The organism is Pseudomonas sp. GW823-FHT06B06, assembly GCF_058795195.1.
On the sequence record NZ_JBXAHO010000074.1, the window covers coordinates 1 to 14,068 of the forward strand.

16 protein-coding genes are annotated in these 14,068 nt (G+C 56.4%); 11 read left to right on the forward strand and 5 right to left on the reverse strand.

The window, feature by feature from the left end:
* Window positions 1-460: 460 nt before the first annotated feature.
* Window positions 461-937: an HvfA family oxazolone/thioamide-modified RiPP metallophore gene (locus AC1Q8Q_RS31420; RefSeq protein WP_020801220.1), complete on the reverse strand. Its 477-nt coding sequence runs from the start codon at window positions 935-937 to the stop codon at window positions 461-463.
* Window positions 938-1,317: 380 nt separating this feature from the next.
* Between AC1Q8Q_RS31420 and AC1Q8Q_RS31425 the strand changes: the two genes are divergently transcribed.
* The 8 genes from AC1Q8Q_RS31425 (at window position 1,318) to AC1Q8Q_RS31460 (ending at window position 6,711) form a co-directional block, all read left to right on the forward strand.
* Complete coding sequence (locus tag AC1Q8Q_RS31425; protein ID WP_033044059.1) at window positions 1,318-1,854, forward strand: glyoxalase superfamily protein; 537 nt, start codon at window positions 1,318-1,320, stop codon at window positions 1,852-1,854.
* A gap of 123 nt (window positions 1,855-1,977) precedes the next feature.
* On the forward strand, window positions 1,978-2,658 hold the full coding sequence (locus AC1Q8Q_RS31430) for a DUF3313 domain-containing protein (RefSeq protein WP_492615942.1): 681 nt from the start codon (window positions 1,978-1,980) through the stop codon (window positions 2,656-2,658).
* Window positions 2,659-2,980: 322 nt separating this feature from the next.
* Window positions 2,981-3,796, forward strand: coding sequence for a winged helix-turn-helix domain-containing protein (locus AC1Q8Q_RS31435; protein WP_033044057.1), 816 nt, complete (start codon window positions 2,981-2,983; stop codon window positions 3,794-3,796).
* Complete coding sequence (locus AC1Q8Q_RS31440; protein WP_020801225.1) at window positions 3,793-4,275, forward strand: hypothetical protein; 483 nt, start codon at window positions 3,793-3,795, stop codon at window positions 4,273-4,275. The genes AC1Q8Q_RS31435 and AC1Q8Q_RS31440 overlap by 4 nt, the downstream gene beginning before the upstream one ends.
* 109 nt (window positions 4,276-4,384) lie before the next feature.
* Complete coding sequence (locus tag AC1Q8Q_RS31445; RefSeq protein WP_020801226.1) at window positions 4,385-4,645, forward strand: hypothetical protein; 261 nt, start codon at window positions 4,385-4,387, stop codon at window positions 4,643-4,645.
* 123 nt (window positions 4,646-4,768) lie between these two features.
* On the forward strand, window positions 4,769-5,104 hold the full coding sequence (locus AC1Q8Q_RS31450) for a hypothetical protein (protein ID WP_020801227.1): 336 nt from the start codon (window positions 4,769-4,771) through the stop codon (window positions 5,102-5,104).
* Window positions 5,104-5,994 carry an AraC family transcriptional regulator gene (locus AC1Q8Q_RS31455; protein WP_432669456.1) on the forward strand — a complete coding sequence of 297 codons (891 nt, stop codon included), beginning with the start codon at window positions 5,104-5,106 and terminating at the stop codon, window positions 5,992-5,994. Before AC1Q8Q_RS31450 ends, AC1Q8Q_RS31455 begins: the two co-directional genes overlap by 1 nt.
* Window positions 5,995-6,210: 216 nt before the next feature.
* A complete protein-coding gene (locus tag AC1Q8Q_RS31460) occupies window positions 6,211-6,711 on the forward strand; it encodes a porin family protein (RefSeq protein WP_020801229.1) in 501 nt (166 codons plus the stop codon).
* A 98-nt stretch (window positions 6,712-6,809) separates the two neighbouring features.
* On the opposite strand, the gene AC1Q8Q_RS31465 is transcribed toward AC1Q8Q_RS31460, so the two are convergent.
* Both AC1Q8Q_RS31465 and AC1Q8Q_RS31470 read right to left on the reverse strand, forming a co-directional pair.
* Window positions 6,810-7,148 carry a hypothetical protein gene (locus AC1Q8Q_RS31465; RefSeq protein WP_432669455.1) on the reverse strand — a complete coding sequence of 113 codons (339 nt, stop codon included), beginning with the start codon at window positions 7,146-7,148 and terminating at the stop codon, window positions 6,810-6,812.
* Between the two features lie 116 nt (window positions 7,149-7,264).
* Window positions 7,265-7,783, reverse strand: a complete 519-nt coding sequence (locus tag AC1Q8Q_RS31470) for a winged helix-turn-helix transcriptional regulator (RefSeq protein WP_110751261.1) — start codon at window positions 7,781-7,783, stop codon at window positions 7,265-7,267.
* A gap of 99 nt (window positions 7,784-7,882) precedes the next feature.
* On the opposite strand from AC1Q8Q_RS31470, the gene AC1Q8Q_RS31475 reads away from it, so the two are divergent.
* Together AC1Q8Q_RS31475 and AC1Q8Q_RS31480 are read left to right on the forward strand one after the other, a co-directional pair.
* Window positions 7,883-8,506, forward strand: a complete 624-nt coding sequence (locus AC1Q8Q_RS31475) for a cysteine hydrolase family protein (protein ID WP_020801232.1) — start codon at window positions 7,883-7,885, stop codon at window positions 8,504-8,506.
* Window positions 8,507-8,514: 8 nt separating this feature from the next.
* A complete protein-coding gene (locus AC1Q8Q_RS31480) occupies window positions 8,515-10,080 on the forward strand; it encodes an aldehyde dehydrogenase (NADP(+)) (protein ID WP_492599289.1) in 1,566 nt (521 codons plus the stop codon).
* 134 nt (window positions 10,081-10,214) lie between these two features.
* On the opposite strand, the gene AC1Q8Q_RS31485 is transcribed toward AC1Q8Q_RS31480, so the two are convergent.
* Window positions 10,215-10,685 (reverse strand): hypothetical protein, encoded by a 471-nt coding sequence (locus AC1Q8Q_RS31485; RefSeq protein WP_492615943.1) that lies wholly within the window; start codon window positions 10,683-10,685, stop codon window positions 10,215-10,217.
* A 157-nt stretch (window positions 10,686-10,842) separates the two neighbouring features.
* Window positions 10,843-11,913 (reverse strand): GGDEF domain-containing protein, encoded by a 1,071-nt coding sequence (locus tag AC1Q8Q_RS31490; protein ID WP_492615944.1) that lies wholly within the window; start codon window positions 11,911-11,913, stop codon window positions 10,843-10,845.
* Between the two features lie 349 nt (window positions 11,914-12,262).
* On the opposite strand from AC1Q8Q_RS31490, the gene AC1Q8Q_RS31495 reads away from it, so the two are divergent.
* Entirely contained in the window at window positions 12,263-13,888 is a 1,626-nt protein-coding gene (locus AC1Q8Q_RS31495; RefSeq protein ID WP_020801236.1) for a methyl-accepting chemotaxis protein, read from the forward strand.
* Window positions 13,889-14,068 lie beyond the last annotated feature (180 nt).

Here is a 14,068-nt window from a genome sequence, read left to right on the forward strand (position 1 = left end):
CACCGAGTGGTGGGGCAAAGCCTTTTGCTTCCTTTTTGGCGTTTGAAAAAGGGAGTCGCCGTAAGGGCGAAACCATAGGAGGCCGTTACCGCAGCAATGGATATGTACGCAGGCAACCAATTTCACACAGGGCTTCTTGTGACGCTTGCATCACCGTTGCGCACGACTCAATTAATGCGTCGTCAGCGGAATGCGGAGCGTCCCTGGCGGCATTCCTTTGCTGCGCGTGGGAACGATCAATCGCCAGCAGGCTCGCTCCCACAGGGGATCCAGGTGCCCCCGTAAAAGTCAGGTCGGCTGTCAGGTCGCCTTCGCGGGCAAGCCTCACTCATACAGGCTTTGTCCAAGTGACGCACCGCATGGACGAAACCACAAGCCGCCGTTACAGCAGCAATGGATCTGTACACAGAAACCTCCCCAGGAAAATCCCAGGGAGGTTATTGACCGATGCAACTCCCAATCAGCTCTTGGCCTTGCTCATCTGGGTAAACAACTCCGTAGGCACTTTCTTGCCATTGGAGGTGAACTGGTTTGTGCGGAATTTGTAGACTTCGCCTTCGGAGAGGAAACCGTCGTTGTTGGTGTCCATGGCCTTGAACTCCTCGCCGCCCTGCGGGGCAACGGTCAGCAGTTCCTTGAGCGAAACGCGGCCGTCGTGGTCGGTGTCGGTACGGGCGAACGAAGCATCGCCGCACTTGCCTTCACCGCACTTGCCTTCGCCGGCCTTGGTCACTTTGGCGCCGGCTTCTTCAGCGCCACACTTGCCTTCGCCACACTTGCCTTCGCCACATTTGCCTTCACTGGTTTTTTCCGCCGAGGCCAGTTGATACCCCTGAGGCAGCGCGTCTGCGGCAAAGGCGTTCGAAGCGAGGTTGAGGCTGCCGGCCAGTGCAACAGCGATCAGGCCAATACGGGATTTGTTTGACATACGGGACATGGTGATTCTCCGGATACTGTGGGCGGTCGAGCCGCATGGGTCATTGCCAAAAGGGCGATAAGCCGTGGTGCGAGGCGCGGTTGCTTTCTCGCTAAGGCAGGGCTATTTGACGGCAACCGTGTATCCCGGATGTATCCGGTTGCAGGGGCATTTGTAAGCCAGTCTGCGTTCGAGGGGGCTGGATACACAGCGATACACGGGCGCGGGTCTTCCCGTCACAGGAGCGGCTATGTACCATCGGCACCGGGCCAATGCTGCCCGCCGCTCGCTCCCGATGGGAAAGGTGAAAGCATCGCTTTTTCGTGCGAACCCTGTCGTATCTCTTGACGGTCGAGGTTTGGCAACGCGAGCACCAAGGCATCTCGGCTACAGGAGCAATGATGTTTTCAATCGAGCAAGCCAAACAAATGGCCAAACAGTTGCGCGCCTCGCTGGAGGAACGCAATCAGGGCCTGTCTCACTCCACCGCGTTGGAACTGGTCGCGCAGCAACTGGGCTACAAGGACTGGAACACTGCGTCTGCGATGCTTCCCCCCACAGCCACCCAGCCCGTATCCACAGTTACATTCGACAGACCCATTCCCATATTGCGTATGTTCGACGAAGCCAAGGCCCGTGAGTTCTATCTCGATTTCCTGGGCTTCAGCATCGAATTCGAACACCGGTTCGAAGCCGACCTGCCACTGTATCTGGGCATCAGCCGCAACGGCCTGCAACTGCACCTTTCCGAACATCATGGCGACGCCAGCCCGGGCTCGACGGTGTTTGTGCCGATGAACAATATCGAACTGCTTCGCGATGAGTTACTTGCCAAGCACTACGGCTATGGACGTCCGGATATTGTCCAGCAGGGCTGGGGGCAAGTCCTGGAAGTCTACGATCCGTTCGGCAACCGGATCCGGTTCTGCCAGAGCTGATCGGCGCAATCCCTGATGTAAATTGACGCCCCGGTTTGAGAGTTGTTGACGGTTATTGATTCGGATTATCCGGCCACGGCAGGCAGTCTGATCGATAACTTTCATCACTTGAGAACAGAACACATGAGCATGTCGAATGGATGGATTGCCGGTATTGCCTTGAGCTGCGTGTTTCAGGTCGGTTGTGTCTCCAAAGTGGCGCAGCCGAATCAATACTCCGGCTTCCTCCCCAATTACGAGGGGCTGCAAGAGCAGACTACACCGAGTGAACAGAAGGTACTGCGCTGGACGGCGCCAGGGTTTGATCCACACGCCTACTCCACTGTGGTGTTCGAGCAGGTAGAGCTGTACCCGGCGCCGAAACCGTCCGAGCGCGTCAACCTGAAAACCCTGCAGGACGTACAGACTGCGGCCAGCAACAGTATCAAATCTGCCTTGAGCCCCTACTACACCATTGTCTCAAAGGTGCCGCGCGCACCGGCCGATTCACGGACGCTGATCCTGCAAGCGGCAATCACCCACGTCAGCGCCAACAACGAAGGCATGCATTGGTATGAGGCCGTGCCGATCGCCGCCATTGTCGGGGCGACACAAGCAGCCACCGGCCATCGCGATCAGACCGCCGAACTGTACCTGGAAGCCGACCTGGTAGATGCCAGAACCGGTTTGCCGGTCGCCAAGGTGGTTCGCAAGGTGTTCGGTGAAACCGTGAAAAATGCCAGCCAGCCAATTGTCGCCAACGATTTCAAGGTTGCATTCAAAGACATGACGAACGACATGCAAGCACTGCTGTCCGGCCAGTAACAACTCGCTCGAAACCCCATCGCAACATTGAGTGCCCTGCCATCCAGTGTCACGGGATTGCAATGCGATGCAATCGAGCATGGGGTTTCGCAATACCGTTTAACTCGCGGTAACAGACCTTCCAATACCCCTGCCTTGCATTTTTCGGATAGCGCAGATCGCGCGATTCGAGCATCATCACCGCCCCCGATTGAGCCTCCGTGGATTACCCGCGCTTGCCCGCTCATTGCCGTTCACTCCCCGACAAGAACGCACTGCGTCAAATCCGGCCTGTCAAAACCGTCTCTATACTCAGCCCGAACCACCTGAACGGAGGATACCCATGCGCTACGCCTTCAAATTGAAAAACGGTGCCATGGCCCTTTTCGATCCAGATACCGCTTTGCTTACCATCACTACAACCCATGGAGAAGTTCAAAGCTCTACCATAGGTAGAGCCGAATCGCGTCTACTGGACCTGCTGTTGATGGACCCCGGCCAGACCAAAAGCCGTGAGGAAATCATCGATTACACCTGGAATGACCGCGTCGTCGCCTCCGGCAGTTTGAACCAGGCCGTTTTCTCTCTTAGAAACCTGCTTAATGACAGTCGTGATCACGAAATAGTGATGACGGTTCCGCGAAGAGGTTATTGCTTCAACCGTCTCTATGTAATGGATGCACAGGCCGAGTTGCCGACACCTTCAGATGAAGCGGAACCCGTGCCCGCCCTTGAAGCGTTGGCGCCACAGAAAAAAGATGCTCTGCCGGTGCCTGCAGGGAAAACCGGAGCATCAACTTACATTACAAAATTCCAGTTGATCGGCTATGTCCTGACCTTGGGAGTGTGTGCCTACACCGGCTTCCACTCCGGCTTCGACACACCAAAAGTTGAAGTTTCCAGCGTAAAACACAATGAGTTGTCCATCCATGCCGTAGGCCACAATATTGCGGAGGCAGAGGAACTGAGGGATCTTTCGATCGCACAGATCAAACAACTTTCGCTCAATTTAAAGGGCGACGTTTGGCTAAACCTTTTTAAATCCAACTATTCCGTTTCGTGCATTCGCCCAGATCTCAGCACTGCAAACCTGCAATTGAATAGCGAGCAAAAAGACCTTGCACTGATGATTCGGCAATGCTTGGAAGTCACCCTATGAAGTCAATGACACCTTCGACCGCACATTGGATAGTGCTTGCGATCATCAACGCCGCCTGTATCTTTTCCTTGATGTACTCACCCTCTTACTACATGGAAAATATCAGTTATCAAACCATGACCCGACAATGGCTGGAGGATTCGAATCAGCTCAACACTGAAGAGTATCTGACTATCGGCCATGGTCGACTGACACAAACCACCCTGGAAAGCTTGAACGGAAAAATTCGTAACGCGACTATTTCGGCGCAGGTTATCCGGGAAAGCAATCATCACGTCCAGATAAAAATCAATAACGTCAAACTGAGCCAGGACAACGAATTATTCGCCATCGAAAAAACTCCGGATCTGTTTTTCAGGCGTCAATTCATTCTTCAGGAAGGCACTATCCTAAACTACGAATTACTCCCTACCGCCGACAAAAACAGCGTGTGTTTTTATGTGCATGATGTCGGCCGCCTGCGCTGCATGAATCACTGAGGCACCTCAGCAAATCACACCATAACAAAAATAATAATTAGTGATTTGAATCAAGCACCCTCCCCCCACCAAGATCCCGCCTTTATCGTGTTCGCGAGCCGTCAAATCAATGATGACCAAGATCCTGGCAGTTCTATTTCTAGCCGCCTTACCTTTTCATTCAATGGCGTACAATGAATACGCCATCGGCAGCACGGAAATCGAGTTCTACGAAATAGAACTGAGCCCGAACGAAAAAATAAAGTTGAAACACCTGAAAATCCATTCTGAAAATGAACGTAATCAAGGTGACAGCGCGGTTGATGACCCATTGCCCCCCTCGCAAAACACTGACAACGAGAGCGATGAGCTTTCGCTGACTCCCGTTTGAAAATATGAATTTTTGACTTCAACAAACATCGTCAGCACAGGACTATCCGATGGCAAATCCGTGACAGTGATACGGCAGACACACTGCTCTGCCTGAAAAATCATCAACAAGGAAAGCACCTCAATGCTGCTTAAAAACCTCGCAAGCGTATCCTTTGGTGTATTGCTTTCGCTCAAGGCCTGGGCCGACGACAAGGAACACTACAAGGCCAACCTGACGCGCATTGAAAGCAACGAAAACAAGCTGATCGAAGAACAATCAAGTTACAAGATTTGTACCGATTATCGCGTGGATGATTTCTTTGCCTTTAATGCCTCAGACCTCGGCCCGTCAAACCAGTCAGCCATCTTTGGCTCGAAAATAGCGCCGTGCAAACTTCAGAGCCTGGTGGAGTTATCCACGAGCGACACGTACGTTTTTGCTGCGGCACTGGAGCTCATGCGGGAGTCGTCGACGTGATGAGCATCGCCCCCTCAAAGCGCGAAGTACGCAATAGTGCGCATAAACTCATGCAGGATTGCAGGCGCCAATGCAGTCGACTGCACTTTGATTCAGCTGTCACGCTAATCGGCTTTGTACCTCATGACTGTGTAACCTTGGCCATATCCCAATCTACGATTAGTCGACCCACTGTCAACAACCGTGAATTGCGGCCTAACGAAATAATCGTGTTGTATAGCGGCGAGTTTGTACGCTACACCTGCGAGCCGAATGAAACCCTGTTTACCCTGACCACAAATGTAGAACATTACCAACAGTGCGTCGCAAACCATTCATTGATCGACGTCCTTGCAAATCGACAGGCATACCGCTTCCAGGTTGCCAATTTCAAATTAGTACAATCCGCCATTGACGTCTTCAATGCTTACTTGACCTCCCCCCATGAGTCTGCGTTGAAACAGCGCAAACGCCATGAACAATCATGTAATGAAGATGCATTGCTGGTTGCCCTGATACGGGCCCTGACACCCGTTGGCCGCTCCGCACTGAGGCCCCCGACCAGAAGGAAGATCGCGACAGAGGCAATTGAGTACATTCATCAAAACACAAACAAGCCATTGAACATGAAGGTGCTGGTAAAACAACTGCAAACCACCACTCGCAGCTTGCATCATGGTTTCGTTGAAACATTCGGCACTTCGCCGATCGCCTACATCAGAAACCTGAGACTCGCCCATGTCCGCCGAGACTTGATCCGCAACACCTGGCCTACAGTCACTGAAACAGCAATGCATTGGAATTTTCATCATCTGAGCCGATTTTCCAAGGCGTATCAGGACGCTTATGGCGAGACGCCCTCGGAAACGTCCAGGCGCAACCGTGCAATGCTGGCAACGCCAGAAAAATAACAATCAATGATTTTCAACCTACCCACTGAATGGCCAGGATTGCTTAGGTCTACTCAAGGGGATAAGCATGCGCTATCGATTAAGTACGCTGCCACTCAAACAGAAAATCATCCTGTGCCTTGCCGCTTATTTATGTGGCGTCGCGTTGGCCTGGATTATTGACGCTTATTAACGCCCTGCATCACCACCCACAACCCGTATAAGGACCCACCTCACATGCTACTTCGAAATCTTGGCTTCGTATCGCTGCTTTCGTTGCTGTCTTTTCAGGCGCTCGCTGATGACAAAGGTTTATACCTCGGCGCTGGCGTCAGCAATATTGAAACCGATAAAACCCATTTGAGTGATGACGACTCCAGCTACAAGGTTTTCGCAGGTTATCGTCTCAACAGCTATCTGGCCTTTGAGGGCGCCTTCGTGGATCTCGGCCAGTTCGAGGACAAGGAACTTGATTTCGACGGTAAATCCGTCCAGGCCAGTGCCCATGTCGGCTTTCCGCTGGGAGATCGGGTGCGTATCTTCGGCAGTGTCGGTGCTCATGCCTGGGATGCGGACGGCAATGCTGCCGACGATGATACGGGCGTCGACCTGACCTACGGTGCCGGCGTTGAATTCGATGTATTTCGCAATATCGGTATCCGCGCGGAATATGAAGTACTGGAAGTCGGCAACATCAACTTGAATCAAACAACGGCCTCTGCTTTCGTTCTCTTCTAACACCCACTTCAATTGAGCGGCCATGTGGGTCGCTCAACCTTGATGTCATCGAAGGCATTGGTTTCCCAGTACTGGCCGTGCCCACGCCACGGGGCTTTTCAAAGGCACTCCTGGGCCGCACGTTCGAGTCGCGATGGCCCGAATGTCGAGGCCAGCAACGTGCGTTCGTACAGGAACACCTTCCCGCCGTTCGAGGCCTTGTACGCCTCGAGCACATCGTCGGCGGCAACTTTGCTCGAAACGACGATTCGATAGCTGCGCTGGGTTTGCGAGATCGTTGCGCTCAGCGCGTTGTCCTGCAGTTTCGGCAAGACACAGTGGGCGTAATCCGCCGGCGCCTTTTTCGTTTGCAGCGTCAGCGTCGGGTCATTGGGGGCTGAGGCGCACCCCGACAGCAGCAAGGGGGCGATCAGCGCCAGTCGAGTCAACATCTTCATCACAGGGTTCCACAAGCGTTTTCAATGCACGCCATGTTCCTTGTTTGCCGGCCACAACAGAACTTGTGATGGATGATGATCACTATCAGTGCAACGAATAGTAAAAGACGTCGCCTTCACTCTGCGGATTTGGCCACCGGCTTGCGCTTGAAGGCCTCGCGTCGTTCCTGGCGCTCCAGGGCATAGGCTGCACTCGGCTCGCTGACCAGTTCGTCGCGCCGCAACAATTCACCGCAATGTTCGCACAGCGGCCCCAGCCCGGCAGGCTGCCCGCAACGCTGGTGGGTATAGCGCACGGCTAAGCCCTCCTGTGGCGACTTGCACCAGGTTTCACCCCAGGCACGTAATGCCAGGACCACGGAATAAAACGCCTGCCCCTTCGCCGTGAGATGGTACTCGTAGCGCGGTGGCCGCTCGCTGTAGGCGCGGCGTTCGACCATTTCGTCAGCCTCCAGGCTCTTCAGGCGAGCCGCGACCATCTGCGGGGTACCGCCCGTCTGCGCCTGGATCTCATCGTAGCGATGATTGCGCATGAACAACTCGCGCAACACCAGCACGGTCCAGCGATCGCCGACGACGTCCTCGGCCCGGGCAATCGGACACAAGGTTTCAGGACTAGTCTTTTTTAGCGCCATACGGGCTTGCCTCATTCCAATTAACTATGATTATCATATCTACACGCTGCCAAGGCAAGCCCATGGCATCGCTCAGCCCATTTCACTGGAGCATCCATCATGTCCAACACGTCCTACCCCCTGGCTCGAACCGCCTACCTGCTGGTCGATCCCTACAACGATTTTTTGTCGGAAGGCGGCAAGATCTTCCCGCTGCTCGAGCCGATCGCCCGGCAAGTCGGGCTGCTCGACAACCTGCGCGCCCTCGACCGTACGGTCCGCGCACTTGACCTGCCGGTGTTCATCGTACCGCACCGGCGCTGGGAACAAGGCGACTACGAGAACTGGGATCACCCGAGTCCCACCCAATGCAAGATCCAGCACATGCACCATTTCGCACGCGGCGAATGGGGTGGCGAATGGCACCCCGATTTCGCGCCCCAGCCAGGCGACATCGTCGTCCAGGAGCATTGGGGGTCGAGCGGTTTTGCCAATACTGACCTGGACTTTCGCCTGAAACAGAAAGGCATCACCCACGTGATCATCGTCGGCCTTCTGGCCAATACCTGTATCGAGGCCACCGCCCGTTACGCCCAGGAACTGGGCTACCACGTCACCCTGGTGCGCGACGCCACCGCCGCTTTCAAACTGGAAATGATGCACGCCGCCCACGAATTGAACGGCCCGACCTTCGCCCATTCGATTGTGACGACCGAGCAACTGATCGCTACCCTCAAGCCGTGAGCATGCCCATGAAACTGACTGGAAACCTGTTACTCGGCGCCATCGAAGTCCCCGCCAGCACGGGGACAATGAAAGCGCTCAATCCTGCCACCCATCAACTGATCGAGCCGGATTTCGCCTTCGGTGGCGTAGTCGAAGTGGACATCGCGGCACAGCTTGCCGACGCCGCCTTTGACCACTACAGCCATACCTCGCTCGCCGAGCGTGCGGCATTGCTGGAGCGCATCGCCGACAATCTTGATGTGGTCGCCCAGCCGCTTGCGGCACGGGCCGCGCTGGAAACCGGCCTGCCCGAAGCCCAGCTGCTGGGTGAAGCGGCCAAGGCCGCCACCCAGTTCCGCCAATTCGCCGAAGTGGTGCGCAGGGGCCGCTTCCTCCAGGTGGCCATTGATCCGGCCCAACCTGAGCGCCAGCCACGCCCGCGCATGGATCATCGCCTGCAAAGTATCGCCCTCGGCCCGGTGGCGGTGTTTGGCGCGAGCAATTTCCCCATCAGCTACTCAGTGGCCGGAGGCGACACCGCCGCGGCGCTGGCGGCGGGCGCGACGGTGATCGTCAAGGCCCACAACGCACACCCGGGCGCCTCGGAAATCCAGGCCCGGGCCATCCGCCAGGCGGTGCAGGACAGCGGCCTGCCTGAAGGCGTGTTCTCGATGGTGCGCGGCGCCGGCAACGCGATCGGCGAAGCCCTGGTCGATCATCCATTGATCAAGGCGGTAACCTTCACCGGCTCCGAACAGGGCGGCATGGCGCTGTATCGCCGGGCGCAGCAACGCCCTGAGCCGATCCCGGTGTTCACCGAAATGGCCAGCGTCAACCCCACGTTCATCCTGCCCCAGGCACTGGCCGAGCGTGGTGCACAGATCGGCGACGGTTTTGTCGAGCGCATGCTGGTCAATGTCGGGCAAGCGTGTCTAAAACCGGCGATCCTGATTGCCATCGCAGGGCCCGGATTCGACCCCTTGCGCGCTGCCATGATCAATCGTGTGGGGATGGCACCCGCACGTCCGATGCTGACGCCGGGCATCCACGGGTCTTACTTGAACGGTCTCGACAAGCTGCAAGGCGCCGGTGCCACGCCCGTCGCCGAAGGCTCGCCCGCCACGGCGGCGCTTGATGGCCAGGCCACCTTGCTTGAGGTTGACGGCCAGCGTTTTCTTAGCGAAACGGCCCTGGCCCAGGAGGTATTCGGTCCGGCAGCCCTGCTGGTGAAGGTCGAGGATGAGGCGCAAATGCTCGCGGTCGCCCGTGCACTTCGCGGTCAGCTCAGTGCCGCCATGCACCTTGAAGAGGAGGACCTGGGACTGGCCCGTCGCTTGCTGCCGATACTGGAGCGGCGCACTGGACGGATTGTCGTCAACGCCTTCGCCCATCCGCAGGAGGTGTCTTTCGCCAGCGTGCACGGCGGCCCCTTCCCGGCCTCGTCGGACAGCCGTTTCACCTCGGTGGGCATGACCTCCATCGAACGCTTCCTGCGGCCGGTGTGCTATCAGGGCTTCCCCGATGCATTGCTGCCCGAGGCGCTGCGCGACAGCAACCCGCTCGGCGTGCCGCGTAGCATTGACGGTCTTTAAGTGCTGTCGCGCCTGGCAAAAATCTAATGTTGGAGCGGGCAAACCCGCTCCACCAATACATCGACCGTGTTCCGAATCAATTATTGGCAGCAAACCTCCAGATAGGCCGTCATTCAGAAGATACCGCTGGCACATTATCGGACTTGAAAAAACGTAATAACCTGAAACTTCGTCCAACGATCAAACCATTGATAAGCCCGGACCCCAGTGACGACCAGGCCACCAACCCAATTTCGTTGGCCAATTGCGGATGCACCGCCTCTTGGTATCCGCTGTAGTAACGCCACGCACCAATACACAATCAGCACTCTGATTGTGCCATCCAGCACCAGCCCCTCACCCTCACGTTTTACGTTGTGGAACGAGTAAAAACGCAAAGCCAGCAACCAGCCAACCAGTAACCCCATCGCATAAACAGAAAGAGGAACCACAAATCCTTGGGAGATTTTCAGCGAGGCTACGGAAATAGCGACAAATATCGCCGGTGTCAGTAGTAACGATTTTTTCGTTTCACGATTCTTGAAGCAGGCAATGACGCCGTAATACGTCACGATAAAGAAAACTGCGTAAACCCACAGTGGTGTGCCACGCAAAATGTCGAGCATAAAAATCCCTTTCGCATTGCCTGTGCCGAGTTAGCAAATTACAGACGGAAGGCAACTCTCACAAGCCGGCGAGATCCCAAAAAATTGTGGGAAATGGACTAGGACACTGTAATTTTAACCAGAAGACGTGCAACGAATTCGAGGTATCAGTCTCAGGTCAGGATAAGGTAGTCACGGCCCCAATTTGCAAGGCAAATACCTGATTACGCCCATTACGCTTGGCCTGGTACAACCCGTCATCGGCGCGCGTCAGCAGGCTTTCCAGGTTGTCGCCGGATTGTGCCAGGGCGACACCGAAGGATGCGGTCACGGTGTCCAGCACGGTGTCGGTGCCACGCGCCTTGATGCGCAAGGACTGGACCTTCAGGCGCAGGTGCTCGGCGAAGGCGCAGGCACTGCCCAGGTCGGCGCAATCGGGCAGGACCACGCAGAACTCTTCGCCACCGTAGCGCGCGGCGAAAGCAGTGGCTGGCAACGCGCCGCGCAGTACCTGGGCGACATGCTGCAGCACCCGGTCGCCCAGCGGGTGACCGTACTGATCATTGAATTGCTTGAAGTGGTCGATATCCAGGATCACCAGGGCCACCCCGCGGGAAGCCTTGCCCAGCGCCTGCTCCAGCAGGCGGGTGAACGCCGTGCGGTTGAGCAGTTCGGTCAAGCCATCGAGGGTCGCGGCCAGTTGCGCGCGTTGCAGTTTGTCGCGCAGGGTCTTGATTTCATCCTGCGCCGAGTGCAGTTGCGCGAGGAAGTGCTCCTGCTGGCTCTGCATCAACCGGGTGCTCTGCTGCAGTTCGCTCAAGATGCCCGGCAGGCGGTCGCTGGCCGGTTCATCGAGCATTTCCAGGCACTGCCCCAGGCGGTTCTGGAAAGTGAGACTGCCCTGCACGCTGCGCGAGACGTCGCGCTCCATGCCATCGACCAGGTTGATGACCTGATGCTGCTCTGCGCGGGCATCCTCGAGTTCGTCACGAATGATGTACTGGCGGAACAGCCGGGTCGCAGCCTCTGGCGGGCAACCGTCAAAGTCTCTGACCACCCGGTCCAGGTGGCGAATGAGTTCCGGGTCCTGGCCCTTGCTGTAGGTGTACCAGAGTGCGTAGTGCACGGGATTGGGCGGGATGTTATGGCGAACCATCAGGGGCACGGCCTGCTTGAGCAGGGCCGCCGCCTCGCGGGAGTCTTCCGGATACAGCGCTAGGATATTCGCACGCGTTTCTGATGAGCTCATGTCGTCACTGTGGTCGTTTATCATTGGCATTTCGGACTGTGCGCTGAGCATACCGATACGCCTGAAAAACGGCTATCCCGGTTTGCCTGCAATCCCGCTTTTGTTCCGATCAGAAACCGCACACCACGGCCCCTCACAGGCCAGTGTTCCCGGTTACCCGCAAGCTGCCTGTCTGAAAAATCCTTCGGCGCGCTCTGTCAGACCGCTCTAATTCGTCAATTCCGGCCGGTAACACCGTGCTTTTCCTGGCTGGTCCAGCACACGATATCAATGTGCCGTGCGCACAGGATGGAGCATAACGCTCAACTTCAATTGCTGACTGGACAAGTCGACTTAGGAATACCGGATTATGGAAAGCTGGAAAATCAGGACTCACCTTCTACTGCTGACTACCGCTTTATTACTGGGATTGTTGTGCGTCGGCGGCCTAGGACTCCTGGGCATGCAATCGGCCGTGCACAGCCTGGAAACCGTCTATCTCGATCGAGTCGTACCCTTGCGGGACCTGAAGAAAATCGCCGACCTGTATGCCGTGAACATCGTCGATGCCACCCACAAGGCGCGCAATGGCAACTTCACCAGGGCGGACTCGATGAGCCGGATCGATCAGGCACAAAAGGAAATCGATCTAACGTGGCAAGCCTACAAGTCGACGCAACTGATTGCCGCAGAAACCCGCCTGATCGCGCAGATTGATCCACTGATGGCCGCCACCCGCGGTCCGTTGCAAAGTCTGCTGGGCATGCTGCGCCAGAACGACGACGTGGGTCTGGCACGTTTCTCGATCGAGCAGTTGTACCCGCTGTTCGACCCCTTGTCGGATAAGTTTGCCGAATTAATCGAGGTTCAACTGCTGGAAGCCAGGAACCAGTTTGACCAAAACCATATCGCCTACACCGCCAATCTCCGGCTCTGCTTGTTGATTCTCCTGTTGGCGACGCTGGCTGGCGCGGCCTATTCATGGTTCTTTTCCAGACGGCTGGGCCTGCAGCTCGGTGCCGAGCCTGCTGAGCTGGCCGCTATCAGCTCGAACATCGCCCATGGAAAACTGGCACGCACCCAGGATGATCGGCAGGAACCTTCAACCGGTGTCCTGCATTCCGTCCAGGCGATGCGTCATAGCTTGAGCGACATGATCGGCAAGATCGGCCAGGCCTCCGAACAGATCGAAGTGGCCACGCTACAACTGTCCGCGTCCTCGGAACAAGGTCTGAGCAGTGCCGCCCTGCAGAGTGAAGCTGCTTCATCGATGGCCGCCACGGTGGAAGAGCTTTCCGTGAGTATCAATCACATCGCCGACAATGCCTGCCAGGCCCAGAGCACCGCGCACAAAGCCGGTGAAATCACCGACGAAGGCATGGCCGTGATGCATGCGTCCATCGAGGAAATGCAACAGATTGCCGATCTGGTGACGCAGAGTTCGGTGGACATCGATCAACTGGCGATTCAGTCGAACAATATCAGCCTGATTGTCGGTGTGATTCGCGGCATTGCCGAGCAGACCAATCTCCTCGCCCTCAATGCCGCCATCGAAGCGGCGCGCGCCGGTGAACAGGGTCGCGGCTTCGCCGTGGTCGCCGATGAGGTGCGCAGCCTCGCCGCGCGCACCGCCCAGTCCACCACGGAAATCGTGACCTTGGTCAATGCCATACAAAACGGCATGGTCAAAGCGAAGGACAGCATGGCTGCCGGTTGTGAGCGTGTGACCCAAGGCCAGAAACTGGTCGCAAGCGCCGGGCAATCCATGGGGCGGATCAAGGGGGCGCTGGATGAATCCATTGCAGCCGTGAGCTTCATTTCCCTGTCATTGCAGGAACAGCGCGCAGCGAGTGATCATGTCGCCAGCAATGTGGAAAAGGTCGCGCAAAGCGTGGAAGAGAATGCAACGGGCCAAAGCGCAATCGTGCGAACGACCCAGGAGCTCAAGGCGATGTCCGAAGGACTGGGGGCTATGTTGCAGCGGTTCAGTCTGTAGCTGACGCTGACCTGAGTTGTGTTGTGTTGTGTTGTGTTGTGTTGTGTTGTGTTGTGTTGTGTTGTGTTGACCGAGTACATATCCATTGCTGCGGTAACGGCCACTTATGGTTTCGCCCTTACGGCGACTCCCTTTTTCAAACGCCAAAAAGGAAGCAAAAGGCTTTGCCCCACCACTCGG